This window comes from Proteocatella sp. QWL-06 (assembly GCF_058684135.1).
In genome coordinates, this window is the sequence record NZ_CM178755.1 from 1,906,766 (window position 1) to 1,932,585 (window position 25,820).

Below are 25,820 nucleotides of genomic sequence, written 5' to 3' on the forward strand. Positions count from 1 at the left end.
TATACCACTCCTTTCACACATTCAACATTCATCCCGGATTATTGAAAAAGACCCGGAAGCATTTATCCTCCGGGTCCTGAATATGCTTATGCAGCCTTGTTAAGCGCCTCTATTACAGAGTTAAGCTCTTTTATGTCTAAAACTGTCTTTCCATCCTTTATAGAAGGAACATACTTGAATTCTGACGCTATGTTGCTGTCGGCATCCACAGCAGTGTATGCCCCGTCGTTTACCTTAAGCTGTATCTTTGATCCTGCTCCAGTCTCCGCATCAGTCTTCATGAGGCTTACAGCCTTTGTGCCTGCATCATATACAACCTTGAATCCACGTGACTCAGCAAAGTATCTGAGTCCTCCTATGTTGTTCACATTCATTCTTGTCTCGAATTCACCCTTAACCTCACCCTCTTCAGCTATATATGATAGAAGAGTGTCCATAAGCGTATTGTATTCCTTTACAACCGGATACGGCTTGAACATTGTGTATCCATCTCCTCCGGCTGCCATGAAGTCGTTTGTAACTACTGAATAGGTCTTGTTCATGTCGATAGCCTGGCCGTTTATTTTCACATCAGTTATTCTCTTTGCTGGTTCAGTGCCTGCATTAAGCGTGAAGGTCATGCCCGCAACGTGAGGGAATGCTCCTTTTTCAGCTGGATAATCGCCTGTTCCGTGAGCAAGCGCTGCCACGAGGTCGCTTCCTTTTATTTCTTTGACCATTACAGTGTTTCCGAATGGGAATACGGTAACAAGGTCCTTCATAGTTATATCGCCTGCTGCGATAGAAGCTCTGATACCTCCGCCGTTTGTTATAGCTACGTCAGCTCCTGTAAGATCTATCATCGCATTTGTAGCAAGCTGTCCAAGATTTGTTTCTCCTGTTCTTGCAGAGGATCTCTCTCCGTTAAGCACTGCCGAAGTTTTTCCTACCACCTTTGAAAGCACCGCGTCCTGAGCTGCTGATACATCTGCTATCGCTGCAACAATTTCTGCCTTTGGCTCAGATGCTGCAAAATCAGAGTATCCAAGAAGGCTTGCCTTCTTATCTGTAACTTCACCATTTTCAAGAGTTATTTCAACTTTTCCCACATTCTTGAGCGCAGTGTTCGCACTCGCTATGAGAGTATCCCCAGCCATAAGACCTTCAGGAAGCGAAGTATGGCTGTGTCCGTCTATTATTACGTCTATTCCGTCAACCGCTTCTGCTACCTTGTCTGAGGTATAGTCTCCCTCATAAAGGCCAAGGTGAGCAAGCATTACTACTACGTCTACATCTTCTTTTTCCTTAAGATCCTTAACTGATTTCTCTGCATTCGCTATCATATCTTTGAATTCATATCCCACTATATTGTCAGGATGAGTCTTGAATTCAGTCTCAGGAGTAGTGATTCCAAATATACCTACCTTCACTCCATCTATTTCCTTTACTATATATGAAGGGAATACCTGTTTTCCATCCTTGTAGATGTTTGCGGAAAGCATAGGGAAGTTTATCTTCTTATGGATTTCCATAAGGTTGTCCGCACCGAAGTCGAATTCATGGTTTCCAGGAGCCATGGCATCGTATCCTGCAAGGTTTGCCACAGGCACAACGCTGTGACCCTTTTCAAGATTGGCAAAAGGAAGCCCCTGGAACATGTCTCCAGCGTCTACAAAAATCACGTCCTGAGATTTTCTGAGATTCTCCACATAGGAAGCCAGCCTCGCAAAGCCGATTATGTCCTTTCCATTGTCTGATACGTTTGCATGAGTGTCATTTGTGTGAATGATTGTGATTGTCTCTTTTTCCTGAGCAAATCCAGGATAAGTAAAAATGCTCGAAACTACCATTGCTGCAGTGAGCAGCCTGCTGATTCTCTTCTTCATGTTTACCTCCATCACTTAAAATAAATAAGTTAACAAAATGCTATTTAAGTTCATCTATTGCCTTCTTTATAATAGCCGGAGCTTTTGCACAGTTCTCTTCCGATACCGCGCACACTGCAAATCTTACCCCCATCTTAAGAGGTACCGCAAATATGTTGTATTCTGTGAGCTTTTCCACGACCGCCTTTGGATTCTCATGAGGAATCGATGTGAAAAATCCATCCCTGTACGGAAGTATCTCAAGCCCAACTTCTGCTGAAGCTTTTACGAAAGCCGCCGCTCTTGCCCTGAGCATGTTCTTGTATTTTAAAAGTTCCTTCGAATATACTTCAAGCTTTGCAGGGTCATTCTCTATCTCAGACATTACCTCCATCGCGCATCTCGTACCATTTGACCAGTTGGCTCTTCCTGCATGAAGGCACGCATAGTAGAAGTCTTCTGCCACATCTTCATTGGAAGATATCCCTATTGCCGCTCCCGATCTGAGCCCATACATAGTATACCCTTTTGACATGCTGTATCCAACAATCACGAGTATGTTTTCAGGAAGTCCTGAGAATTTTCTGAAGAAAGCTCTTCTTTCCATTCCTTCGCCCGCAAAATCTATATAGGCTGTATCTACAAAAAGTATCAGCCTTTTTTCGCTGTCCTGCGCCTTTGCCTTCATGACTTCGAGGACCTGATCCCATTCCTCATCTGAGAGGCTGTATCCCGTCGGGTTCTGCGCCGGTGAATTTATTATCGTGAGGACTCTTTTCTGCTCGTCTGCGAGGGCATCAAAGCTCTCCTTGAATGACTCTATGTTAAATCCGCCCTTCTCATTGAAAAGCCTGTGATGAGTAAGGCTTCTGCCCACGTCTCCCGCTATAGTGGAATATGCGGACCAGAACCAGTCTGAAACGAGGATCTTGTCACCTGGATTGGTATATCCCCATACTGCATGCTTTACCGCTCCGGTTCCTCCGGGAGTGGCAACCGTCCTTATGTGAGCGTCAGGCCTGAACTCCCTGAAGCAAGCCTTTTCTACAGCCGCTAAAAAATCAGGCTGTCCAGCAAGCGCAGCGTATGCCGCAATCTTTGCGTTAGGAAGGTTTTTAAGTACGCCGTATACGCTTTCCATGCATATGAGAGCGCCTTCATCGTCCACAAGGGCCCCTATCGTAGCATCGATAACCTTGTCCTTTCCAAACTTGTCCTGTGCTTCCTTAGCTCGTCCTGCAATCGCAAATATCGGGTCATTCTCTCGTGGCCACTGCGCATGCTTTGCTGTCATTCTTAGTTCCATTCAATACCTCCTGATTTCTATAAAAAAGTTAACATGAACAACTCTTACTCGAAAAACTCCTACTCGGCAAAAATATGCGCCTTCTCTTCCCCTGTGAGAACTCTGTATGCTCCAAATGCAAGCGACTCAAGTTCATTCTCCCCAGGAAGTATCCTTACCGGCGCTATGAAGCTGACTTTCTTCTTTATATATTCTGTTATAAACTCCGAATATGCTATTCCGCCTGTTATTACTATTGCATCCACTTCTCCATCGAGCACCACTGCCAGCTCCCCTATCGACTTGGCTATCTGGTAAGCCATGGCCTCGTATACGAGTCTTGCCCTCTCATCACCTGAGTCTATCCTCTTCTGTACCTCGAGCGCGCTGTTTGTTCCAAGAAGTGAAACCAGTCCCCCGTTTCCACGAACCATCTTTTTTATTTCATTTATGTCATGCTGCGCGCACAGCTTTATGAAATTCTTTATAGGAAGCCTTCCTGAACGCTCCGGAGAGAAAGGACCTTCGTCATCAGATACTATGTCCAGCATCTGTCCTTGTTTGTGAGCGCTTAGAGAGATACCTCCGCCGAGGTGAGCCACAACCAGATTCATATCCGTGTATGCACTCCCCATCTCCTGCGCCGTCTTTATTGCAGCCGCTCTCATGTTGAGGCAGTGAGACTGGCTCGTCCTTACTATCTCCCTGAGTCCTGTTACCCTCGCCACGTCTGAGAGCTCATCAACAGAAACCGAGTCATATATGTATGCCGGGATTCCTGCCATGTCCGCTATATCCTTTGCTATAAGGCCTCCAAGATTTGAGGCATGCTCAAGCACCGGCCTGTTCATAAGCACATCGGCCATCTCTTCATTTACCTCATAGGCACCTGATTTAACCGGCGGAAGAAGTCCCCCCCTTCCAACTACTGCGCTTAGCATATCTGCCGAGTAACCATGCCTTGATAGCGTATCTGTTATATGGTCTTTTCTCATAGAATACTGAGAAGATATCGTAGGGTACTTTTCAAGCTCCTCGCTCGAATGCTCGACAGATTCCTTGAACAGCAGTTCCCTGTCTTCATACAGTGCAATTTTTGTAGATGTGGATCCTGGATTTATCGCTAAAATTTTCATACTTTGTTATCCTCCGCTTATTAGATTATCTTTATTCTACCACTTCATGAATACGTTTTCAAGGTGATGCTTCAAATTTGAGCTTATCTTATTATATCAGCGATTACTTCCATTATTTCCTCAAATCTTTCTATGTCCAGATTGAAGAAATAAAGCATGAACATGGGTCTTTGTTTTCTCTTGAGCCCCCTCACATAATGGCTGAAGGAGGTCGCCTTTATCCCGGCCGCGTTTATCTTCTCTACGACCTCAGCTTCAGACCTTCCGGTTTTTATCTCTACTATTATATAGAGTCCAGACGAGCTGCTGACCACATCCATTACATCCGTGTACTTTCTTTTGATTATGCTGCTCATAAGGATGCTCTTTTCCGCATATATTCTTCTTATCCGCCTGATATGCTTCTGATAATGGCCTTCCTTCATGAATCTGCTGAGTGTCAGCTGGTCCACCTTTGAGCAGCCCTGAGCGTAATTGTTCTTCATGCTGATATAGACTTCCTTTATCGGCTCCGGCATCACCATATAGCTTATCCTTATGGAAGGCAGAAGCGTTGATGAGAATGAACCCGCATATATGACCCTGTCATTCTTGTCCAGGCCTTTCAGAGCCGGAACCGGCTTTCCTGTGTATCTGAGCTCGCTGTCATAATCATCCTCTATGATGTACTTTTCATTTTCCATAGCCCAGTTAAGCACCTGCATCCTTTTTGCGACGGGCATTACCGCTCCCGTCGGGAACTGGTGGGAAGGACTTATATAGACTATGTCCGGGTCTATCTCCCTGAGTGCATCTATGTTTATGCCGTTTTCCTCTATGTCTATGGAGGTAACATCATAGGAATAATCCCGAAATATATTCTGACTGAGCATGAAGCCTGGATTTTCGAAGCTTATGGATTCTTTCCCGAGCTTCTTAAGGAGGACGCACAGCATGACCATTATCTGCTGCACCCCGGCCCCTACCACTATGTCCTCAGCCTTGCAGTACACGCCCCTTGACTGGTAAACGTATTTGGCTATTCCCTGCCTGAGCTCAAGCTCCCCCTGCACCTCGGCATCCGTAAGGAGCTCCATGGTCTTGTACGTCAGAACATGATTGCTGCATTTCTTCCACTTTATGAAATCAAATGAAGTGTCATCGTGATACCTCAGCTGATCAGGCATCGCAGTCTCTTCCTGCGCATGATGATGGCCTTTTCCTTCTTCATGCTCATCCTCAGTTACTTCATCCAGTATTATATGGCTCACATAGTAGCCTGATTTCATCCTGCTGTATATATATCCCTCTATCATGAGCTGATCGTAGGCCGTCTGTATGGTCGTCTTGCTGACTCCCGTCTTTTCTGAGATGCTTCTTATGGAAGGCAGCTTTTCATCCGGCCTGAGCCTCCCTGTTTCTATCTCGTTTTTTATGTATCTGTAGAGCTGATGATAAAGCGGCTCTTCGCTGCTGTAATCGAGCGCGGGAAGTATTTCCTTCATGAACTCCTCCAATCTGTATCTTTGAATCTGTACTCTTTAAAATTTTGAAAACTGACTCTTTTTTAATATACAATTTATTTGTATAATATACCCTATAGACACAATTGTCAATCTACATAAATTGAGAAAAGAGGTATAATCATGAGTAATTCAAGAGTTTCATCCAGCAAGACAAATACACTGGTACTGACAGGCCTTATGACAGCACTGGTAACTATAGCTACGATGTTTCTGATGGTTCCGGTTCCATTTACCGGAGGTTATATACATCTGGGGGACAGCATGATATTCATATCTGTGCTGCTGCTCGGCTGGAAAAGAGGCGGATTTGCTGCCGGAGTCGGCTCAATGATGGCTGACCTGTTCGCAGGATACGCAAACTGGGCGCCCTGGACCCTGGTCATAAAGCTTGTCATGGCGGTAATAATGGGGATATGCATAGAGCTTGCAAGAGGCAACAAGAAAAACCTGGCAGGCATAAGCCTTGCTACTGCAGCTTCATGGATGGGCTTTAATTTCATCCTCGGAAGCATAATATCATCTGAAGCCATGGCAAATCCTCAGGGACTCGCAGAAGGCGCAGAGCTCGCATCATTAGATGCGCTTCCTTCATTCATCTCCGGAGTGCAGTCACAGATAATGACAGGCGCACTTCTTATTCCGCTGTTTCTTGTCATAGCTGCGATATACATGAAAAAGAAGAACAGCATAAGCGTTCCGATATACATCATAATATCCATGACATTTGCAGGACTGTGGATGGTGTTTGCATATTACATCGCAGGGGGCATACTCTACGCAAACTTTGCAGTATCAGCCTTCAGCGTACCATGGAACATGGTTCAGTTCCTGCTTGGATTCGTAATAGCAATGATAATATATTCAGCGCTCATGAGAACCCCGGCAAAGAAGCTTTTCAGAATCTCGCTTTAAATCAGTTGTGTGATTATACCCGCTCTCCGACTGGTCCCTTTTGATGTGCGCTCAGCTGTCTGTGTACTGGGCAGGTTATTTCTATCTTAAGCGAAAATACTAAGTCTGAATTTTAAAAAGGGAATGACATATCCGCCAAAGTCGGCATGCCATTCCCTTTACTTGTTTTTTCCTGATATTATTTAAGATATTTCTTGATATCTTCTGCTGAAAGCACCTTGCCCATGGATTTTACAGTCTCATCCACAACCAGCGCCGGAGTCTTCATCACTCCATATGCCATTATTTCCTGAAGTCCCTCTACTTTTTCTACAGTCGCGTCCAGTCCAAGTTCCTTCACAGCCTCTTTAGCATTTTCTTCAAGTTTCTTGCAGCTTGCGCATCCCGTTCCAAGTACCTTTATTACCATGATATTTTCCTCCTGTGATCTGTTATCATTTTTCATATTAACACATATGCATATGTTAACAATACACCTGTAAAAAGGATTTGTCAACATAAAATGATACAAATATCTGTAGAATCAAACCATATCTCTGAATTAGTCTACGTCAGTGGCTATGCCTCTTTCATGGAGGTATCGCATTAGCTTCTCAGGCTCATTCATCACGAGCACTTCCGGAAATTCTATTTCATCCAGCAGCATTATGGACCTGTCAAATCTTCCTATTTCTGAATTTATATGGGCATCAGTAGACAGTATGACCTTTACTCCATGCTCCATGCAAAGCTCCGCTATCCTCTGGCAGTTGCTCCTGCTTCCTTTTCTGGAGCCGTTTCCAAGAGAGGAATTGTTTATCTCGATGATTATATCCTTTTCCTTTGCCAGCTTTACGATTTTCTCCTGATCTATAGGATAGTTGGGATTTCCTGTGTGTCCCAGGATTATTATCTCCGGATACCTGTTTACGGCATTGATTATCGCCTGCGTGTTTTCCTCAAGGCTCATTGGCGCTACCACAAGCTCATGAAGGCTCGCTATGCAGTAATCCATCACCTTTCTGAAACGCTCAAATCCCGGATCTACATCTCCCTGCGCATTCATTATATTGAGCTCACAGCCTCTCAGCACCGTCACGCCCTTAATTTTTCTCGGGATTATCCTCATATTGTGAAAATACGCTTCGTGCGGGCCTCCCGGAAAATGGGGTCCATGCTCGGCGCTGCCCAGTATCTTTATTCCTTCACTGCTGCAGAAGTCAATGTTTTCCATAAGCGTAGTATATGCGTGCCCGCTCACTATGCTGTGAGTATGAAGGTCTGACTTGAATTTCCATTTTGCATCTTCGAGAGTATTTCCCTGCTTTACTGTATACATAATTACCTCTTTCTCTGTATTAAATCATCTATGCACCTGTCGATCTGAGACAGGATCTTTTCGTTTTCATATACCGGTGACGCGTCTGTATCTGCTGCTTTTATATGCTCTGCAAGCTCCGTATTTATGCTCCTGTACATGAACTGCAGTACGTTGCGGTTTCCTTCAAACTGAGTCTCATACTCAGGCGCGCCGCCGTGGCAGACAACGAATCCTCTTCTTGGCTTTGAGCGGTCTATGAGTGAGTCCTCAAGCACATACTTGCTGTTATATATGGCCTGCATACGGTCTATCATGGCTTTTAGCTTCCATGGGGTCCCGTCAAAATATATCGGCGTTATGGTTATAGTGATGTCTGATTCATCAAACACCCTGTACATGTCATGAAGGTCATCCCTGATTACGCAGCCTCTGTTTCTCTGACAGTAACCGCAGTCTATACAGCCTGTGAATTCCATTTCCCTGAGGACATAATATGTTACCTCTGCTTTTCCCTCAAGCCTTTCCATTATATATTCAGAAATATGGCTGCTGTTGCCGCTCTTTCTGGGACTGGCGTTTATTACTACCGCTTTTATCATCATTTCACCTCACAGTCTTATATAATAATTATATCACAGCCTGAGTCCTTTGTAGTAAAAAGACTGAAGCAGTGTTGCCGCTTCAGCCGATTTATCTGTTATGAGCATGATATATTTACTGTTCTTTTCTGAGTCTTTCTGCCAGCTCTTTAATCTTTAGTTCTATAGCATCTATAGTCTTCATGAACTCTTCATCGCTTTTTCCTGATGGATCATCGAGGCCCCAGTCATGCTCTTCTTCTGCCGGAAGAAACGGGCACTGTACATTGCATCCCATCTTGACAACTATGTCTATCTCAGGAAGCTCTGTGATCAGCTTGGAATGCTGGGTCTGCTCCATGTCTATTCCATATCTCTGCTTCATGAGCCTTACTGCGTCCTGATTTATCCTGTCTCTGAGCTCCGTTCCCCCGGAAAAACTCTCAAACACATCTCCTGCCAGGTGCTTTCCAAGCGCCTCTGCAATCTGACTTCTGCATGAATTGTGCACACATATGAATGCTACTCTTTTTTTACGCATTTGTCTTAAACCATCCTTTCGTACTGTTGGCTATCTTTACGAGAATGAGCATTACAGGAACCTCTACAAGAACTCCCACTATGGTAGCAAGGGCTACCGGGCTCTGTGTCCCAAAAACTGCTATCGCAACCGCAACCGCAAGCTCAAAGAAATTCGATGCTCCAATCATTCCTGCCGGAGCCGCTACATCATGTGGGAGCCTGAGCATCCTGCTCGCAATGTATGCAATGAAGAATATCAGGAACGTCTGTATTATAAGAGGCACTGATATGAGAACTATGTGAAGCGGATTCTCAAGTATTACATTTCCCTGGAATGAAAATATTATTACTAGTGTAAGAAGCAGTCCTCCTACAGTGACATTGCTGAATTTCGGGATGAATTCATTTTCAAAATAATCCATACCTTTTCTGCTGATCACCCTTCCTCTCGTGAAGATTCCTGCAGTCAGTGGTATGACCACAAACAGAACTACCGAAATTATAAGGGTATCCCATGGAATCTCAATGCCTCCTACGCCGAGCAGGAAGGCCACTATCGGAGTGAATGCTATCAGTATTATAAGGTCATTCGTTGCTACCTGAACCACTGTATATGCTGCATTCCCCTTTGTAAGATGAGACCATACGAATACCATCGCCGTACATGGAGCCGCTCCAAGAAGCACTGCCCCGGCAAGATAATCCTTTGCAAGCTCAGGAGATATAAGTCCTTTGAATACTACAAAGAAGAAGAATGATGCAATCGCAAACATAGTGAACGGCTTTATCAGCCAGTTGACAACCCATGTCACAAAAAGTCCCGCCGGATTTTTTCCAACATTTTTTATGCTCTTAAAATCTACTTTCATCATCATGGGATAAATCATCAGCCATATAAGTACCGCTATCGGTATCGAAACATTGGCATATTCAAATTTTCCCAGAAATTGCGGTACTGCCGGAAGATATTTTCCAATCAGGACCCCAACTGCCATACAGATAATAACCCAGAGCGTAAGATATTTCTCAAAGAAACCTATTCCCTGATTATTTTCAGTGCTCATATAATCTCCTCCATTTATAAATTGTCAGTTACAGGTACATCCCGTCTCCCATCCGGATACAGTGGTAATCTCATCAAGCAGCTTTTTTGCAAGCTCTGAGCCCTCCTCTGAAATGGAGTAGTTCCTCCACTTTCCATCCTTTCGGGAAACAACTATTCCACTGTCTACAAGTATCTTCATATGATGGGACAGCGTAGACTGCGATATGTTGAGCCTTTCAAGCAGCACGCATGCGCATTTTTCTCCACCTCTGAGCATTTCGAGTATCATCAGCCTGTTTTCATCACAGAAGGCCTTGAATATAATCGCCTGTTCCTTGTATTGACCGTTCATAGTGTACCTCTTTTCATATCGATATTTGTCTATCTGAGAACATTATATTTGTCATATCGATTTTTGTCAATATGTTTTTAAATTTTTTCTTTAAATAAAGATATACGCAAAAGCATTGAAGGCAAATCCAATTATGAGTATCCCCACTGTGACTATACTGAAAAACACTCCCAGCAGCTTTGGCTTTACTACTTTTTTGAGCATTATGAGAGAAGGAAGCGAGAGCGCAGTCACTCCCATCATGAATGAAAGCGCAGTACCGATTCCAACGCCTTTTCCTACAAGCGCCTCCGCTATAGGAAGCGTACCGAATATATCTGCATACATAGGTATTCCTGCAAAGGTAGCCACAAAAACAGAATACCACTTATCCTGACCCAGTATAGCCGCAATAAACGATTCCGGTATCCAGTTGTGTATGGCCGCGCCGATCCCTACCCCTATAATTACATACAGCCAAACCCTTTTTACTATGTCTCTTACCTGATCTTTTCCAAAATTTATCCTGTCTCTTACCGTCAGCTCTTCTTCTTCAATCTCTGCCATCCTGTTGCTGAATACGAAGGCCTCTACCTGGTCTTCCAGCTTCGCCCTGCTTATTATGCTTCCTCCGATTACCGCAAGTATAAGCCCTACGACTACATAAGCGATGGCAATCTTCCAGTTGAATATGCTTGCAAGAAGTATCACCGATGCGAGGTCTACAAGAGGCGAAGATATAAGGAATGAGAAAGTAACCCCTATAGGAAGCCCTGCACTCGTGAACCCTATGAAAAGAGGAATCGATGAACATGAGCAGAATGGCGTAACCGTTCCAAGGAGCGCTCCAAGTATGTTCGCCGATATTCCGTTGTACTTTCCAAGTATCTTTCGAGTCTTTTCCGGTGGAAAAAAGCTCTGTATATATGAAATCGAGAAAATGAGCACTGAAAGCAGTATGAATATCTTGATTACATCATATATGAAAAAGTGTATGCTGCCACCAAGTCTTTCAGCAATGCTTAACCCGAATACATTCTCCACGAGCAGCTGAACTATATTGTACAACCACTCCATTTTCAGCACCTGGCTGTTGATCCATTTAAAAATAAACATGATTCCGTCTCCTTCTTATTAAGATTATTTATTTGCTAAGGTTAGCTCCACACTGACTAAGGTATATGTCCTTTTCGCTTATTCGCTCTCTGTCTGTGAGAAGCTGCGGGTAGGACTGCAGGTCATTTTCTATGTCCTGAATAATATCGCTGAATACCTTATCTTCTTTTTTCAGCGAGTAATACACGAATTTTTCCTTTCTTTGATCTTCCACCAGATTCATGTCTCTGAGCTTTGAAAGATTCTGCGATATCCTTGGCTGAGGTATGTTAAGTATTCCACTTATTTCACATACACACAGAGCCTCCCTGTTAAGGAGCATTATCATCCTCAGTCTTGTCTCATCAGACATAAGCTTGAATATATTTGTCAATCTGTTCATTTAAGGCACCTTCTTTTCTGTTTTTTAATATTATCATATGCATATTCGTTAATATGTATATGATAATCCTCAATTTAATCTTTGTCAATATAAAAATCCCCGGCATCAGAAAATCTTCCGAACCGGGGAATGCTTGTTAATTATATTTGATTATTTATCTCTGAAATTCCTAAAAGAAGTCTTTTCTCAGTATTGTCTGATCTCTTCTTGGTCCAACTGAGATAATGTTTACAGGTACACCTACGTACTCTTCTATTATCTGTATATATTCCTTCGCTTCTGCAGGAAGCTCCTCATATGTCTTTGCTTCAGTTATCTCTTCCTGTGTGAAGCCTTTTACGGTCCTGTATACAGGCACTGCTCTTTCAAGCTCTTCTCTCGTAGAAGGAAGCTCTGACGTCTCTTTTCCATCAAGGCTGTATGCAACGCATATCTTGAGCTCTTCAAAGCCTTCGAGCACGTCAAGCAGCATAAGCGCGATTGAAGTGTAGCCATTAAGCATAGCAGTGTATTTAAGCACTACAAGATCAAGCCATCCGCATCTTCTCGGTCTTCCCGTAGTAGTTCCGAATTCTCTTCCCTTTTCTCTTATAAGATCTCCCGTAGCATTGTCTTCTTCTGTAACAAAAGGTCCTTTTCCAACTCTTGTAGTGTAGGCTTTAGCAATTCCTATTACCTCGTCTATCGCTCTAACGTTAACTCCTGAGCCTACAAGGAAGCCTCCTATGGTAGGGTGAGATGACGTAACGTATGGATAGGTTCCAAAATCCGTATCAAGCATAGAGCCCTGAGCGCCTTCAAACAGTACTTTCTTGTTGTCTGCAAGAGCCTTGTTCACTACGAACTCAGTTGCAGCCACATATTTCTTAAGCTGTCTTCCATACTCTATATACTCATTGTACATATCTTCGAATGAAAGCGCCTCTTTTCCGTACATCTTTGTTATTATGTCATTCTTTCTGCTAAGCGCAAACTGCAGCTTTTCTGCAAACATCTTCTCGTCTACAAGATCCGCCATTCTGATTCCTATACGCTCAACCTTGTCCATGTAGCATGGTCCTATACCTTTTTTGGTAGTGCCTATATCTTCTTTTCCTCTGGCTTCTTCCATAAGCGCATCTATGAGCTTGTGGTACGGCATTATTATATGGGCTTTGTCGCTTATTCTAAGGCTTGATGTATCTACGCCTCTTTCTTCAAAGCCTGAAAGTTCTTTTAGAAGTACCTGTGGATCGATAACCACTCCATTTCCGATTACGTTGATTGCATCCGGATTAAGGATTCCTGATGGTACAAGGTGAAGAGCGTATTTCTGATCTCCTACCACTACTGTATGACCTGCGTTGTTACCTCCCTGAGCTCTAACTACAAGGTCTGAGTTTTTTGCTAGATAATCGATTATCTTACCCTTTCCTTCGTCTCCCCACTGTGAGCCTATTATTGCTATTCCTGGCATTTTTTTCCTCCTAAAATATCTATATATTGAAATATTCACTACTGGCTGATGTTCAGTTTGTATATATGAAAAAACTATTTATTTCGAACTTTTCCCATACTATTCTATCAAACATTCGCAGTTAATACAAGCATAGTTGCATACTTATTCATTTTTGTTTCTAATTTTCGCCGATTTTCAGATTTGGCTTTGCATTGAGATACATGTTGCTCGTATGGCCCTCGATGTATCTGTAGTATGCGCATGAGCCTATCATTGCCGCATTATCCGTGCAGAGTCCCAGCGGCGGATAATAGAGCCTGAGCCCTTCCTGATCGCATCTTTCTTCCATGACTTTTCTCAGCGCCGAATTTGCAGAGACGCCTCCGCTTAGGACCACGCAGCCATAGCCTCTGTCTTTGACAGCCTTTACCGTCTTGTGCACGAGTATGTCTACCACTGAATGCTGAAATGAGGCAGCTATGTCTGCCCTGCTGTAATCCTCATCCTTCATCTTTTTGCTGTTTATATAATTGAGTACTGCGGACTTTATCCCTGAAAAGCTGAAGTCATAGTTTTCTTCCTTGTACATGGCCTTGGGAAATTCTATATTCGCTTCTCCCTGCTTTGCAAGCTCATCCACAAGCGGTCCGCCCGGATATCCCAGGCCAATTGCCCTGGCTACCTTGTCATAGGCTTCACCAGCCGCATCATCTCTGGTCTTTCCTATGATCTCTATCTCATTATAGTCCTTTACTTCTACTATATGAGTATGCCCTCCGGAAACTATAAGCGATATGAACGGAGGCTCAAGCTCCGGGAATGCAAGATAGTTTGCCGCGATATGACCCTGTATGTGATTTACCCCTATAAACGGTTTCCCGGTAGCATATGCGAGCGCCTTTGCAGTCGAAAGTCCTACAAGGAGGGCTCCGACAAGCCCCGGACCATATGTCGCAGCTATAACGTCAATGTCTTCGAGGCTCATTCCTGCCTCCGAGAGCGCGCTTTCTATGACTGGATTTATGTCCACCACATGGTTCCTTGAAGCTACCTCAGGCACGACTCCTCCGAATTTCTTGTGTATCTCTATCTGCGTAGCCACGATGTTGGACATTATCTCTCTTCCGTTTCGTATTACCGCCGCGGCAGTCTCGTCGCAGCTGCTTTCTATTGCAAGGACCGTTATATCCCTGTCCTTTAGATTCTGTATATTGTTTTTATCTGGTTTCATTGTTTTTAAAGTTCCTTCATCATAACTATGGCATCTTCACCGGTATCTATATAGTACCCTGACCTGAGTCCTATCATCTTGAATCCAAGTCCTCTGTAGAGCCCCTGGGCTACAGAGTTGCTGCTCCTGACTTCGAGGTACATGTGCTTTGCTCCTTCATCAGCAGCCATCTTTATCAGAGTGTTCATAAGGAGCTTGGATATACCCCTTCCTCTGTAGTCGGGATGCACCGCCACATTGTTTATGTTAGCTTCGTCAAGCACCAGCCAGAAGCCTCCGTATGCTGCCACCTTTTCTCCGTCAAGGATGACGATGTATCTTCCCGTCTTGTTGTCTATCTCGCTCCTTATGGATTTTCTGCTCCATGGCGTGATAAAGGAAAGCTCCTCTATCTGGTAAACCTGCTCTGAATGAGCGTGCTCCATCTTTGTTATCTCAAGGCCTTCCACAGCCATTCCTTTATTGTTTTCCATCTTCAGCTCCCCCGTCTCTCATGCTGCGCAGCCTTGCCATCTTTTCCTCGTACTGCACCTCCGCCTGAGGCTTTCTTATATATACGGGCTCGATGTATCTTGGCAGCTCAGATATGTCTGAGCTCTCCATTATCTGAGATGCCATCTCGCACAGATTCGATGCCCTGAGGAAATTCAGGTTTCTGTCTGCAATGATCAGCCTGCCGTTACTGAGCATTTCCTGCATCTCATCTGATGCAAAGGTTCCCGCCCTGTATCTGTCTGTCATCTCGCCTGCAAGCATAACGGTTCTTCCTGTTTCTGTTATCTCTCTTATTTCAGAAAGGATCTCGTCTCTGCTCACGGCTTCTTCCGATTTTATTACTGTGAGCCTTCCGTTTTCAAAGCTGTATACCCCTCTGTAGTAATCATCTCTCTGGGCATACATGGTGGCTGTCACTACACAGTCAGTATATCTGAAATTCCAGGCGAGCGCCTCAAGCGTGGATATGCCTATCACCGGAATCGATTTTGCCATGGCAAAGGCATTCGCCGTAGCGACTCCTATCCTTATGCCCGTGAATGAGCCTGGTCCTATTGTGCAGGCTACCGCATCCAGGCTGGCCAGATCCTCGTCCGTATTTCTCATCATGGTGTCAATAAGCGGCATGAGCTTTTCGCTGTGGGTAAGCGCCTTATTCTGAGTGAATTCCGCAAGCATGGCCCTGTCATTTGAGAGAGCTATGCCAAGCGCCGCGGAGGACGTGTCTATAGACAGTATCTTCATTGTATTTCTTTCCTTTCAGTCCCGAGTTTTTGGGATATCTCCTCGAGAAGCTCCTCGTGTCTTCTCCCGTATGCATTAAGCGTGAAATATCTTCCGCCCTCTGGTGCATAGACTATGTCTATCTGCATGCGCTCGTCCGGCAGTATATCCCTTATTATTTCAGCCCACTCTATCACGACAGCTCCCTCTTTTCTGAGATAGTCCTCAAATCCGATGTAATACATCTCTTCGCTGTCAGCTATCCTGTAGACATCAAAATGATAGAAGGGTATCCGCCCTTCATATTCCTGAACTATAGTAAAGGTGGGGCTTGTTATCTCTTCATCTATGCCAAGGCCCCTTGCGATGCCTTTGGAAAGGTGAGTTTTTCCTGCTCCAAGGTCTCCATCGAGGCATATCATGTCTTTGCTTTTCATAAGGCTTCCTATGAGGCAGCCCAGTTCTATGGTTTCTTCAACATTCTCTATATATATTTTCATTATTAATCTCCATCTATTATTCATTAGACCTAATATATTTTATCATATATGTACTGTTTTAACAAAATCTTTTCAGAAATGATGAAAATAACAGAATAAAAAAACAAAGAATCTTAAATTAAAAGATTCTCTGCTTTTTTGGGATTTAAGTTATGTTAATGGAGTTTACTGTTTTTCAGCCTTTGCTTCTGCTATTATCTTTTCTGCAAGCTGCGCAGGCACTTCTTCATATCTTACGAATTCCATCTCAAAGTACCCTCTGCCCTGAGTCATAGCCTTGAGGTCAATTGCATACTTGAAGGTTTCAGACTGCGGAGCTTCGGCGTATATTACCTGCTTGTGGTTCTTGAATGGCTCCATTCCAAGCACTCTGCCTCGCTTCTTGTTGATATCTCCCATGATGTCTCCCATGTATTCTTCCGGAACATATATCGAAAGCTTCATCACTGGCTCAAGCAGAACCGGCTTGGCTTCTTCTATCCCTTTTTTGAATGCAAGGCTGGCAGCCATCTTGAATGCCATCTCTGATGAGTCTACATCGTGGTATGATCCATCATACAGCGTAGCCTTGATATTTGTCACAGGATAGCCTGCAAGAACTCCATGCTCCAGGCAGTCTCTGAGCCCTTTTTCAACCGCTGGTATATATGACTTTGGCACAGAGCCTCCGAAAATCTCTTCTGCGAATTCAAATGGCTCGCTTGATGGTGAGAATTTTATCTTTACATCGCCATACTGACCATGTCCGCCTGACTGCTTCTTGTGTTTCCCCTGTACATCCGATGTGCCTTTTATCGTCTCTCTGTATGGTACCTTGAGGTCTTTTATCGCTACCTCAACCCCAAATTTTTCCTTAAGTTTGTCTTTTATCGCATTTACATGTATCTCTCCCTGAACTCCGAGCACCATCTGCTTGGTTTCCTTGTTCCTGTTATATGTGAAGGAAGGGTCCTCTTCTCTGAGCCTCTGAATTCCGGTAGAGATCTTGTCCTCATCATTCTTGTTGAGCGCCTCTATGGCTACCAGCATCTGCGGCTTTGGAAACTCCATTTCTGCCTGCTGACCGTAACCCTCTTTCGTTGAAAGGCAGTCTCCCGTAAACACATCGTTGAGCTTAGTAAATACCACCAGGTCTCCTGAATGAGCTTCATTCAGCTCCTTAAGCTCCCTGTTAACAACAGTGAACATCTTGTGGATTCTCTCTTTTGTGCTCCTGCTTACATTGAATACATCCATTTCCTGTTTAAAGTCGCCCTCACATATCCTCGCATATGACACTCTGCCAAGGAAAGGGTCGATAACTGTCTTGAATACCTGAGCAACAGAAACTGTAGAATATCTTGGAAGTCCTGTATCCAGTGGTGTAGGAAGATAGTCTACTACCATATCCATAAGCGTATGTACTCCTATGTTCTTAACGGTAGAGCCGCAGAGCACCGGTATTATGTCTCCGGCAAGTACGCCCATCCTGAGTCCCTTTGTGATCTCTTCTTTTGTAAATGTTTCCCCATTGAAGAATTTATCCATCAACTCTTCGTCAGTTTCAGCAACTGACTCCAGAAGCATATCTCTTATTGGATCTATCTGTGAATGCATATCATCTGGCATCTCAACTGTCACGCATTCTTTTCCATTGTATTCTCTTGCAAACATGTCTACTACATTAATGAACCCCTTGAAATCCTCTGCTTTTCCCCATGGCACATGAAATGGTGCCACTTTTTTTCCGTATCTCTCTCTGAGCTGCTCTAATATTTTTTCATAGTCTGATTTTTCACTGTCTATCTTGTTTACAAATATGAATTTTGGCATGTTGAGCTCGTCTGTTATCTCAAGAGCCTTTTCTGTTCCTACTTGTAAATCTGTGGTTCCATCTACTACTATTATTGCACCCGATACTGCCTGCATTGCCGAGGTAAGCTCTCCGGCAAAATCAAAGTATCCTGGAGTATCAATAAAATTGTACTTGTTGTTCTTATATTCTATCGAAAATAATCCCATTGAAGAAGTGTATTTTGCCTCGTCTGTTGGTTTTGAAATCCTGTTTGTCAACCCTGCTGTGTAGTGTATCGCTTCCGTAAGATTACTCTTTCCTGAACCACTGTGTCCCAGTATTGCAACATTCCTTATCTTATCGCTCTCATAAACCCTCATATCAAATCCTCCTTCTGGCAATGCCATTGTGTGCAATTTTCAAAATATTGAGTATTTTAAATAATTATAACGTAAGAAGACCAAATTTGCAATCGTTTTCAACAGGTTTTTATCAATTTCTCAATTATAAATTTAAAAATCTCTGACCTCAGGAAAGTCATTCCTGAAATCAGAGATTAATTCTTAATTATTCAATTACGGTGCCTTATTTTTTAAGCAGATCGAGTATGTCGCTGCCTACATAAGTCGTTCCGTTGACAAGGTTATTTGCGACAGAAGATTTTTTTTCAATCCCATTTACCTTGTATTTAGTAGTTCCTACATAAACCTCGATAGTATCTGATCCTTTTGTAAGAACAACGAGTTTGGACTTAGGATCCCATTTAACCTTGTATCCCATGCTTCTTGCTTCTTTTGCAATGGCATTCTTTGCATGAGCTGTGGCTTTGTTTCCCGGATTATCTGTGCTTGAATTTGAATTTGGAGTTCCCTTATCGTTGTCATCTGAATCCTTCTCAAGCTGAGGCAGAAGTATTACTTTCTCTATTCCTGATGGAACAGTCTGAGCAGGAAGGCTTCTTGTAGTCGCTCCATAGATAACTATGAGATCTCTGTCTTCAAGATCCTGTGCCTTTACAATCTGCTTCGTCTTGAACGCCTCTATAATAGTATCATCTGCAAGTACAAGCTGTAGCTTTTTGTCTGAGCTTAGCAGATCCTTGTCAAAATGGTCTATCTTTACATTATTATCGCTGTCATGAAGTATTATCATCAGAGGATTTATCTGCGGAGGATCGCTTAGAGCCATCGGAGTATTTGATGTGTAAAGCGCTGTCACGGTGTCTCCTTCGCTTATTTCATTTGATGATGCTGAATTTCCGTCTTCAGTTGAGATTATCGGTGCAGACAGATGGAATATCCTGTACACATCTCCATTTTTAACGGTTATCCTGTTGTCGTCTGTATCTGTTACCTTTCCTTCAAAGTAAAGGTATTCATTATCTGTTACTGCTGGTACTGTGCTTTCCTTTTCAGCTGTCACTCTGATTTCAGTTGTGCCGCCATAATAAGCCGGATAGCTCATTCCAACCTTGCTGAAGTCTCCTTCAATATTTACAGTCATCCCTGCCTTAAGGTCGCTTACTGTTATAGTCTTTCCAGCTTCATTTTTTATCTCTACATTCTTGCCTGCAAAAAATCTTCCAAGCTTTAGCTCTGCTGTATTTACAGTTATTACATCTCCATCTACAGACTGTATCACGCCTGAAACTTCTTCTATCTCAGCTGCATCATCTGCGCTTACAGCCGCATCAGTAGTCTTTCCTGAATTTCCGCCTTTTTCTGCACTTGCCGACGCCGGCATAATAATCAGAGAGCCTGCCATAACCAGTGCCATAACCTTTTTTATATCACATTTCATGTTGAACCTCCTGTAAAAAATAATAAAACTATATTTTCCCTACACTTATAATATTACCCCAATAACATGGATTTTACCATAACAAGAGATGTACAATATATTTACATTATCATTACAATTGTGGATATTTCTTAAAGTTTCACGTCTATTACCGCGATTTCCGGTATATTCATCAGCCTCACGGGTATCGTCGTAGTCCCTATGCCCGAGCTTACATACAGCTTTCTGCCGTCTCCCATTTCATACATTCCTCTTACATATTCCTTTGCCAGAGGCGGAGTGCTTATCTCTCCGATGAAAGGAAGCCTTATCTGCCCTCCATGGCTGTGACCCGCAAGCGCAAGCTCATAGCTGTCCTGCTCAAAGTGCTCTATTTCATCAGGCTCATGCATCACTATTATATCAAAGTACTTCTTCGTGAGCAGCCCTGAAACCTTTTTATAGTCCGGAGTTCCAAGTAGAGCATCGTCAAGGCCTGCTACGTTAACTATCATCCCTCCACCTGCATCATACCTGACTGCTTCATTTGCAAGTACCTCAAATCCGGCAGCCTCCATCATTTCCCTGTAGTACCTGTATCCCTGAGACCCATAGTCGTGATTTCCGAAAACAGCTACCTTGCCAAGTCTTGCGTCAAGCCTTCCCAGAGTCTCCATTGCATGCTCAGGATACCTGCTGTCATCCACGGAATCTATAAGGTCTCCTGTAAAGACGATTATGTCAGGCTCCTGCAGATTGATTATCCTTACGAGCTTTTCCAGGTCTTTTATGGTGTAATTGTTATCAAGATGAGTGTCTGAAAACTGAACCACCCTGAATTTTCCTTTTGTAAGCGTTCCTGTCTCCATGCTGTTTATCTTCAGCAGATTGGGCTCAATCATCATGCCGTATCCGAGGATCATTATTCCTGCGATAAAAAGTATCGCTATCTTATTTAAAATCCGTGCTATAAATCTCATATCTTCCTCTGTAATCTATCTGTATCCCTTTTTTGAATCATGCCTCATCAGCATCTGTACCAAGGGTACGCTTTTTTATAAAATAATCATCTATATAGGTGTGCGATACACCCTTTACATCAAATCCTATCCTGTCAAAAATAATCTTCATGAAAGGACCTGCCAGAATCGCACATATGATCGTCCCAAATCCAAAGCTTCCTCCAAGCATTATCCCAATTATAACAGCTGCCGTCTCAATCGAGCTCCTTACTGTCTGTACTGATATTCCGCTGCGCTTTGAGACCGCCACCATCAGCCCGTCTCTTGGTCCTGCGCCCAGTCCCTGGCTTATGTATATCCATATCCCGATATTCATCGCGAACATCCCTATGAACAGGAATGCAATCTGTACCATATATATGCTGCTTGTATTTATTATTTCAAGTGAAAGTATCATATCAGTAAACAATCCTATAAGAAGCATGTTGAGCACTGTCCCTATTCCTATCTTTGCCCCAAGAAGACAGTCCAATGCAACTATTATCCCCGATACTATTATCCCCGCTCTGCCTATCCTTATATCAAAGGTAGATGCTATCCCGCTGTGAAGAACTTCCCAGGGTGACATACCGCTTCCTGATTTGATGAAGAAAACAGTACCAAGGGCGCAGAAGAAAAAACCCAGATTGAGCAGAAGAAACTTCTTAAAAAGTCTCGCCATCATGTCTTTGTTAATCGCTGAATTCATCGTCCAGTTCCTCCTTGTATTATGTCGAAAAAATGCTCAATACATATATAATATCATATTATGCTTTTTCCCGACAGTTTTTTCGAAATTATGTTTTTGCATCCATGTTTTTTGGTATAATATTATCAAATAAGAAAGGAAGTCTGATATGAGAAGCTTTAACAAGATCGCCCTGCTGACAGTAATAATAACCGGCTCTTTTCTGGCAAGAGATACGGTTCTTATTGAAGGCCCGCTCGATATGAGCCCGGTCCTGACCATACTGCTTACATCCTTCATCTCTTCGATAATACTCATAAATATGACTGAGAACAGAAAGACTCAGAACCACGGCAAAATTACGCTTTCTGTAGTGTCGCTGTCAATCGGAGTCCTCAGCCTTATCGGAGCATACCTTTTTGATTTCTCCAACTACGCAGATCAGCCTCTTATGAAGTCACTCATCATGAACTTTGAATCTGCGGCAGAGAGCATTTTCAATTATGGCTATGTCACCCTAATCCTGTGCGTGATCTTTGGAATCCTTGCAGGTTCAAACAAGAAGCTCGGCAGGACTCAGAGCTACAAATCCAGCAAGCATAAATACAATTATTAACTTCCCCTGACTGATAATGAACAAGACAAGGAGATTATAATGATAACAATAGTTTCAAAAGCTGAAGTAAGAGATGAGAATATCGAAAAATATCTGGATCTGGTGACTGAGCTTGCAGATAAAAGCAGAAAAGAGCCAGGATGCATAAGTTACAGCCTGTACACTGACATAAACTGCCCGAACATCCTAACCTTCATTGAAGAATGGGAAGACCGCAGTGCCATTGAAGCTCACAACTCCAGCGAGCACTTCGTAAGAATAGTGCCTCAGCTGAGGGCGCTCAGAGAGAGCTCCGAGCTGAATCTTTATACCAAAATAAAATAGGGCCGATCGGCCCTGTTTTACTTTTTACTTCATTATTATTCAAGATTAAGCTTTTTGGTCATCAGATGATTGGTGACTCCATAATATACCGCTATCTTCACTATATAGAATCCTATCATGAGCCATACAAAGTAATTGAATCCTGCGATAGCCTGAGCTGTATTATTCATATCCATATTTATGAAGCTGTCTATGATGCCGCTGTTTCCTATTATTCCGGTAACGGTATTAACTATGAAGCTTACTCCGATGAACGCCCCAAGAGAGCCTATCAGCTTTCTCCTGAAAAGCTGGCCAATTGATATTGACATATATATCATCAGTGTAGTTGATACGAGGGCAAAGGCTCCAAGCAGAAGCATATTTGCACCCGATCCCAGGATCTGGCTCAGCATGACCTCTTCTTTCAGGTAATCCAGGGCATACATTAGCTCATTCCACATACCTGCCTGATAACCGATTATCATTACAGATGTAAATGCAACTACAGCACTCAGAACTATCCAAAGGAACGCAGAAACTGTCTTGCTAATTATTATGTCTCTTGACTTTACAGGAAGCGTATGAGTCAGATATCCTTCATCTCCATATACTGTCCTGTAGAATCTCTGTATAACGAGAAATGCCGTCAGCATCATCACAGAGGCCATGGTAAGCCCGTATGTGAAAGCCACAATCCCCATCGCGATCTCGCCCAGAGTGCTGAACTTGTGTATGTTAATGCCATTGAATATCCTCGTTATTACCGCGAGAAGGAGCATGAGTCCATAAAACGGTACCAGAATCCTTCCGGTTCCCTTCATTTCATATTTAAGCAGTTTTCCTAACATTTGAATACCTCCCTGAACAGCATATCTACACTCTTTCCTTCATCTTGCCTGATTTCATCCACCGATTTGTGCATCACTATTTCTCCGTATTTAAGGAATATGACTTCATCAAGGACCTTTTCAACGTCTGCGATCAGATGCGTTGAGATAACGATCGCAGCATTCTCATCATAATTAGTGATTATGGTCTCCAGTATATAGTCCCTCGCCGCAGGGTCCACGCCCGCTATAGGCTCATCAAGGAAATATATCTGCGCTCTCCTGCTCATCACGAGTATGAGCTGCACTTTTTCCTTTGTGCCCTTGGACATGGTCTTCAGCTTGTCATTCTCGTTTATTCCAAGCCTTGCAAGCATGTCCAGTGCACGATTCTTGTCGAAATCACTGTAGAAGTCACAGAAAAACTGTATGATTTCCTTTACTGTCATATAATCATTAAGATATGTCTTTTCCGGAAGATACGACACTATCGCCTTTGACTCTGCTCCCGGAGACTTTCCATCTATAAGGATTTCTCCACCGTCTGGGTGTAGAAGTCCGTTTGCCAGCTTTATGAGTGTAGTCTTTCCACTTCCGTTTGGTCCGAGAAGGCCCGTTATCTTTCCTCTTTTAAGCTTGATATCGATTTTTGAAAGCGCAGTCTTGCTTCCGAATTTCTTTGTAAGCTCGTTACACTGTAAAATATACTCGTTCATTATTTCCTGTCCTCCTTTAAAAGATCCTCAAGGCTGCATGCGGCTTTTGACGCTGCAATCGGAGCTTCGTCTTCAGTCTCGAATGCTTTTTCGCCATGCTCGTGATAATCCTTGATCATATTTTCAATCTCATCAATACTGTATCCAAGCTTATTCATATTTTCCATAAAAGATATTATCTTAAGGCCTGCCAGCTTTCTTCTGAGACGGCCGATCACTGCCTCGTCCTGAGTAATGAATCTTCCGCTTGTTCTCTGGCTGTACACCAGCCTCTTGTTTTCAAGCTCCTGAAGCGCCTTCTGCATTGTGTTTGGATTTACACCTGCAAGTGCTGCAAGCTCTCTTACCGAATCGAGCTTCGATCCAGGCTGATAATCACCAGACAGTATTCCAAGCTCTATCTTCTTTACTATCTGTATATATATGGGTTTATCCTGCTCAAATTCCCAAGCCATATTTACCTCCTTAATTTCAGAATAAAATTAATCATCATGTTTCAGTGTCACTGTACTAATCACATAATACAGTAGTACAGAGTTGATGTCAAGTACTTTTTTCATATTTTTTTGTTCCGACATCTGACATGCATTTTGTGTTTTTATCAGACACTTTTGTACGTGTCTTTTAAAAACATAGATATTCCAATGTTTATATTTTTTTTATTAAGAACTGTTGACAAAAAATGATTTTAGTATTATTATTAACCATATCATTATTCCACATTTTACACATATGGAATCGTAAAGAAAGAGGTAATATATGTCTTTAATCTCAACAGGAAGCTATGCTCCTAAATTCAGTCTGGAGAACGAGCATCTTACAAAACTGGTTGATACCAGCACTGAATGGATTGAAAAAAGAACCGGTATAAAGAGAAGAAACATCTCAGCCGGAGAAAATACATCTGATCTTGCATACGAAGCTGCAAAGCAGGCAATAGAAAATTCAGGCGTTGCGCTTGAGGATATCGATCTGGTTCTTGTGGCAACGATAACTCCTGATCACTTCACTCCTTCTACGGCAAGCATTGTTCAGGGAAAACTGGGAATAAAGAACGCTGTTGCATTCGATCTTTCTGCCGGCTGTACAGGCTTTGTATATGCCCTTGGAGTAGCAAGCTCAATGATAAAAAACGGCATTGCAAACAATGCGCTTGTTATAGGTTCAGAAGTCCTGAGCAAAGTCATCGACTATGCGGACAGAAACACCTGTGTCATATTCGGCGATGGTGCCGGAGCACTGGTACTTACAAAGGAATTAAACAATAAGATAAAAGATGTTTACCTTCAGGGCGAATACGATACAGCTCACAATATACAGATTCAGAGCGTTAATGTAAGCAATGCAATGTTCACGGCTCATGATGAATCTCAGCTTCCGAAGCTCACAATGAACGGCGGCGAAGTTTACAAATTCGCGCTTGGCGCACTCAGCGAGCTCGTACAGGTAATCATGGAAAGAAACAGCCTTACAAACGATGACATAAAGTACATCGTTCCTCATCAGGCAAACTTCAGGATAATCGAAGCTGTTTCAAAAAAACTTGATATCGACATCAACAAATTCTACATGAATATTGAAAACTATGGAAACACATCCTCAGCAAGCATCCCGATAGCGCTTGCAGAGATGAACAGCCTTGGACTTCTTCAAAAGGGAGACAAGATAATAATAGCTGGTTTTGGTGCAGGTCTCACATGGGGATCGATACTGATAGAATGGTAATAATTAAAAATTTATTAATAAAATTATAAAATCAGAAAACAAAAG

At 43.0% G+C, this 25,820-nt stretch carries 28 protein-coding genes; 4 read left to right on the forward strand and 24 right to left on the reverse strand.

Going from position 1 to position 25,820, the window contains the following annotated elements; translation table 11 throughout:
- Positions 1 to 86 precede the first annotated feature (86 nt).
- From AC4PGZ_RS09105 to pdxR, 4 genes are all read right to left on the reverse strand, one after another.
- Positions 87 to 1,865, reverse strand: a complete 1,779-nt coding sequence (locus AC4PGZ_RS09105; RefSeq protein ID WP_492158322.1) for a bifunctional metallophosphatase/5'-nucleotidase — start codon at positions 1,863 to 1,865, stop codon at positions 87 to 89.
- A gap of 40 nt (positions 1,866 to 1,905) precedes the next feature.
- Entirely contained in the window at positions 1,906 to 3,150 is a 1,245-nt protein-coding gene (locus AC4PGZ_RS09110; protein ID WP_492158323.1) for a pyridoxal phosphate-dependent aminotransferase, read from the reverse strand.
- A gap of 59 nt (positions 3,151 to 3,209) precedes the next feature.
- Positions 3,210 to 4,265 (reverse strand): butyrate kinase, encoded by a 1,056-nt coding sequence (gene buk, locus AC4PGZ_RS09115; protein ID WP_492158324.1) that lies wholly within the window; start codon positions 4,263 to 4,265, stop codon positions 3,210 to 3,212.
- A gap of 83 nt (positions 4,266 to 4,348) precedes the next feature.
- On the reverse strand, positions 4,349 to 5,749 hold the full coding sequence (pdxR, locus tag AC4PGZ_RS09120) for a MocR-like pyridoxine biosynthesis transcription factor PdxR (RefSeq protein ID WP_492158325.1): 1,401 nt from the start codon (positions 5,747 to 5,749) through the stop codon (positions 4,349 to 4,351).
- A 141-nt stretch (positions 5,750 to 5,890) separates the two neighbouring features.
- On the opposite strand from pdxR, the gene AC4PGZ_RS09125 reads away from it, so the two are divergent.
- Positions 5,891 to 6,682: an ECF transporter S component gene (locus AC4PGZ_RS09125; RefSeq protein WP_492158326.1), complete on the forward strand. Its 792-nt coding sequence runs from the start codon at positions 5,891 to 5,893 to the stop codon at positions 6,680 to 6,682.
- A gap of 178 nt (positions 6,683 to 6,860) precedes the next feature.
- Here the strand turns inward: AC4PGZ_RS09125 and AC4PGZ_RS09130 are convergent, their stop codons facing one another.
- From AC4PGZ_RS09130 to AC4PGZ_RS09210, 17 genes are all read right to left on the reverse strand, one after another.
- Complete coding sequence (locus tag AC4PGZ_RS09130; RefSeq protein WP_492158327.1) at positions 6,861 to 7,091, reverse strand: thioredoxin family protein; 231 nt, start codon at positions 7,089 to 7,091, stop codon at positions 6,861 to 6,863.
- A gap of 132 nt (positions 7,092 to 7,223) precedes the next feature.
- Positions 7,224 to 8,000, reverse strand: a complete 777-nt coding sequence (locus AC4PGZ_RS09135; RefSeq protein WP_492158328.1) for a phosphatase — start codon at positions 7,998 to 8,000, stop codon at positions 7,224 to 7,226.
- A gap of 2 nt (positions 8,001 to 8,002) precedes the next feature.
- A complete protein-coding gene (locus AC4PGZ_RS09140; protein WP_492158329.1) occupies positions 8,003 to 8,584 on the reverse strand; it encodes a flavodoxin family protein in 582 nt (193 codons plus the stop codon).
- 112 nt (positions 8,585 to 8,696) lie between these two features.
- Positions 8,697 to 9,101, reverse strand: a complete 405-nt coding sequence (locus AC4PGZ_RS09145; protein ID WP_492158330.1) for an arsenate reductase ArsC — start codon at positions 9,099 to 9,101, stop codon at positions 8,697 to 8,699.
- Positions 9,094 to 10,146 (reverse strand): ACR3 family arsenite efflux transporter, encoded by a 1,053-nt coding sequence (gene arsB / locus AC4PGZ_RS09150; protein ID WP_492158331.1) that lies wholly within the window; start codon positions 10,144 to 10,146, stop codon positions 9,094 to 9,096. Before arsB ends, AC4PGZ_RS09145 begins: the two co-directional genes overlap by 8 nt.
- Before the next feature lie 24 nt (positions 10,147 to 10,170).
- Complete coding sequence (locus AC4PGZ_RS09155; RefSeq protein ID WP_492158332.1) at positions 10,171 to 10,479, reverse strand: ArsR/SmtB family transcription factor; 309 nt, start codon at positions 10,477 to 10,479, stop codon at positions 10,171 to 10,173.
- A 90-nt stretch (positions 10,480 to 10,569) separates the two neighbouring features.
- On the reverse strand, positions 10,570 to 11,574 hold the full coding sequence (locus tag AC4PGZ_RS09160; protein ID WP_492158333.1) for a permease: 1,005 nt from the start codon (positions 11,572 to 11,574) through the stop codon (positions 10,570 to 10,572).
- A 28-nt stretch (positions 11,575 to 11,602) separates the two neighbouring features.
- A complete protein-coding gene (locus AC4PGZ_RS09165) occupies positions 11,603 to 11,956 on the reverse strand; it encodes an ArsR/SmtB family transcription factor (protein ID WP_492158334.1) in 354 nt (117 codons plus the stop codon).
- 169 nt (positions 11,957 to 12,125) lie between these two features.
- On the reverse strand, positions 12,126 to 13,412 hold the full coding sequence (locus tag AC4PGZ_RS09170; protein WP_492158335.1) for an adenylosuccinate synthase: 1,287 nt from the start codon (positions 13,410 to 13,412) through the stop codon (positions 12,126 to 12,128).
- Between the two features lie 160 nt (positions 13,413 to 13,572).
- Positions 13,573 to 14,625 carry a tRNA (adenosine(37)-N6)-threonylcarbamoyltransferase complex transferase subunit TsaD gene (tsaD, locus tag AC4PGZ_RS09175; RefSeq protein WP_492158336.1) on the reverse strand — a complete coding sequence of 351 codons (1,053 nt, stop codon included), beginning with the start codon at positions 14,623 to 14,625 and terminating at the stop codon, positions 13,573 to 13,575.
- 5 nt (positions 14,626 to 14,630) lie between these two features.
- A complete protein-coding gene (rimI, locus tag AC4PGZ_RS09180) occupies positions 14,631 to 15,098 on the reverse strand; it encodes a ribosomal protein S18-alanine N-acetyltransferase (RefSeq protein ID WP_492158337.1) in 468 nt (155 codons plus the stop codon).
- Positions 15,085 to 15,864 carry a tRNA (adenosine(37)-N6)-threonylcarbamoyltransferase complex dimerization subunit type 1 TsaB gene (gene tsaB, locus AC4PGZ_RS09185; RefSeq protein WP_492158338.1) on the reverse strand — a complete coding sequence of 260 codons (780 nt, stop codon included), beginning with the start codon at positions 15,862 to 15,864 and terminating at the stop codon, positions 15,085 to 15,087. Before tsaB ends, rimI begins: the two co-directional genes overlap by 14 nt.
- On the reverse strand, positions 15,861 to 16,343 hold the full coding sequence (gene tsaE / locus AC4PGZ_RS09190) for a tRNA (adenosine(37)-N6)-threonylcarbamoyltransferase complex ATPase subunit type 1 TsaE (RefSeq protein ID WP_492158339.1): 483 nt from the start codon (positions 16,341 to 16,343) through the stop codon (positions 15,861 to 15,863). The genes tsaB and tsaE overlap by 4 nt, the downstream gene beginning before the upstream one ends.
- A gap of 165 nt (positions 16,344 to 16,508) precedes the next feature.
- Complete coding sequence (locus AC4PGZ_RS09195; RefSeq protein ID WP_492158340.1) at positions 16,509 to 18,497, reverse strand: elongation factor G; 1,989 nt, start codon at positions 18,495 to 18,497, stop codon at positions 16,509 to 16,511.
- Positions 18,498 to 18,702: 205 nt separating this feature from the next.
- Positions 18,703 to 19,917 (reverse strand): copper amine oxidase N-terminal domain-containing protein, encoded by a 1,215-nt coding sequence (locus AC4PGZ_RS09200; protein WP_492158341.1) that lies wholly within the window; start codon positions 19,915 to 19,917, stop codon positions 18,703 to 18,705.
- A gap of 131 nt (positions 19,918 to 20,048) precedes the next feature.
- A complete protein-coding gene (locus AC4PGZ_RS09205; protein ID WP_492158342.1) occupies positions 20,049 to 20,876 on the reverse strand; it encodes a metallophosphoesterase in 828 nt (275 codons plus the stop codon).
- Positions 20,877 to 20,913: 37 nt separating this feature from the next.
- Positions 20,914 to 21,606, reverse strand: coding sequence for a YczE/YyaS/YitT family protein (locus tag AC4PGZ_RS09210; protein ID WP_492158343.1), 693 nt, complete (start codon positions 21,604 to 21,606; stop codon positions 20,914 to 20,916).
- Positions 21,607 to 21,754: 148 nt separating this feature from the next.
- Between AC4PGZ_RS09210 and AC4PGZ_RS09215 the strand changes: the two genes are divergently transcribed.
- Together AC4PGZ_RS09215 and AC4PGZ_RS09220 are read left to right on the forward strand one after the other, a co-directional pair.
- On the forward strand, positions 21,755 to 22,201 hold the full coding sequence (locus tag AC4PGZ_RS09215) for a hypothetical protein (RefSeq protein ID WP_492158344.1): 447 nt from the start codon (positions 21,755 to 21,757) through the stop codon (positions 22,199 to 22,201).
- A 39-nt stretch (positions 22,202 to 22,240) separates the two neighbouring features.
- Positions 22,241 to 22,525, forward strand: a complete 285-nt coding sequence (locus tag AC4PGZ_RS09220) for a putative quinol monooxygenase (RefSeq protein WP_492158345.1) — start codon at positions 22,241 to 22,243, stop codon at positions 22,523 to 22,525.
- Between the two features lie 35 nt (positions 22,526 to 22,560).
- On the opposite strand, the gene AC4PGZ_RS09225 is transcribed toward AC4PGZ_RS09220, so the two are convergent.
- Genes AC4PGZ_RS09225 through AC4PGZ_RS09235 form a run of 3 tightly spaced genes read right to left on the reverse strand, consistent with a single transcriptional unit; the run spans position 22,561 to position 24,505 of the window.
- Entirely contained in the window at positions 22,561 to 23,355 is a 795-nt protein-coding gene (locus AC4PGZ_RS09225; protein WP_492158346.1) for a hypothetical protein, read from the reverse strand.
- Positions 23,349 to 24,050, reverse strand: a complete 702-nt coding sequence (locus AC4PGZ_RS09230) for an ABC transporter ATP-binding protein (RefSeq protein ID WP_492158347.1) — start codon at positions 24,048 to 24,050, stop codon at positions 23,349 to 23,351. Before AC4PGZ_RS09230 ends, AC4PGZ_RS09225 begins: the two co-directional genes overlap by 7 nt.
- Positions 24,050 to 24,505, reverse strand: a complete 456-nt coding sequence (locus tag AC4PGZ_RS09235) for a GntR family transcriptional regulator (RefSeq protein WP_492158348.1) — start codon at positions 24,503 to 24,505, stop codon at positions 24,050 to 24,052. The genes AC4PGZ_RS09230 and AC4PGZ_RS09235 overlap by 1 nt, the downstream gene beginning before the upstream one ends.
- Positions 24,506 to 24,809: 304 nt before the next feature.
- Here AC4PGZ_RS09235 and AC4PGZ_RS09240 point away from each other — a divergent pair, with 304 nt between their 5' ends.
- The gene (locus AC4PGZ_RS09240) at positions 24,810 to 25,775 is read left to right on the forward strand and encodes a beta-ketoacyl-ACP synthase III (RefSeq protein ID WP_492158349.1); all 966 of its coding nucleotides are present in this window, start codon (positions 24,810 to 24,812) and stop codon (positions 25,773 to 25,775) included.
- The last annotated feature ends 45 nt before the right edge of the window (positions 25,776 to 25,820 follow it).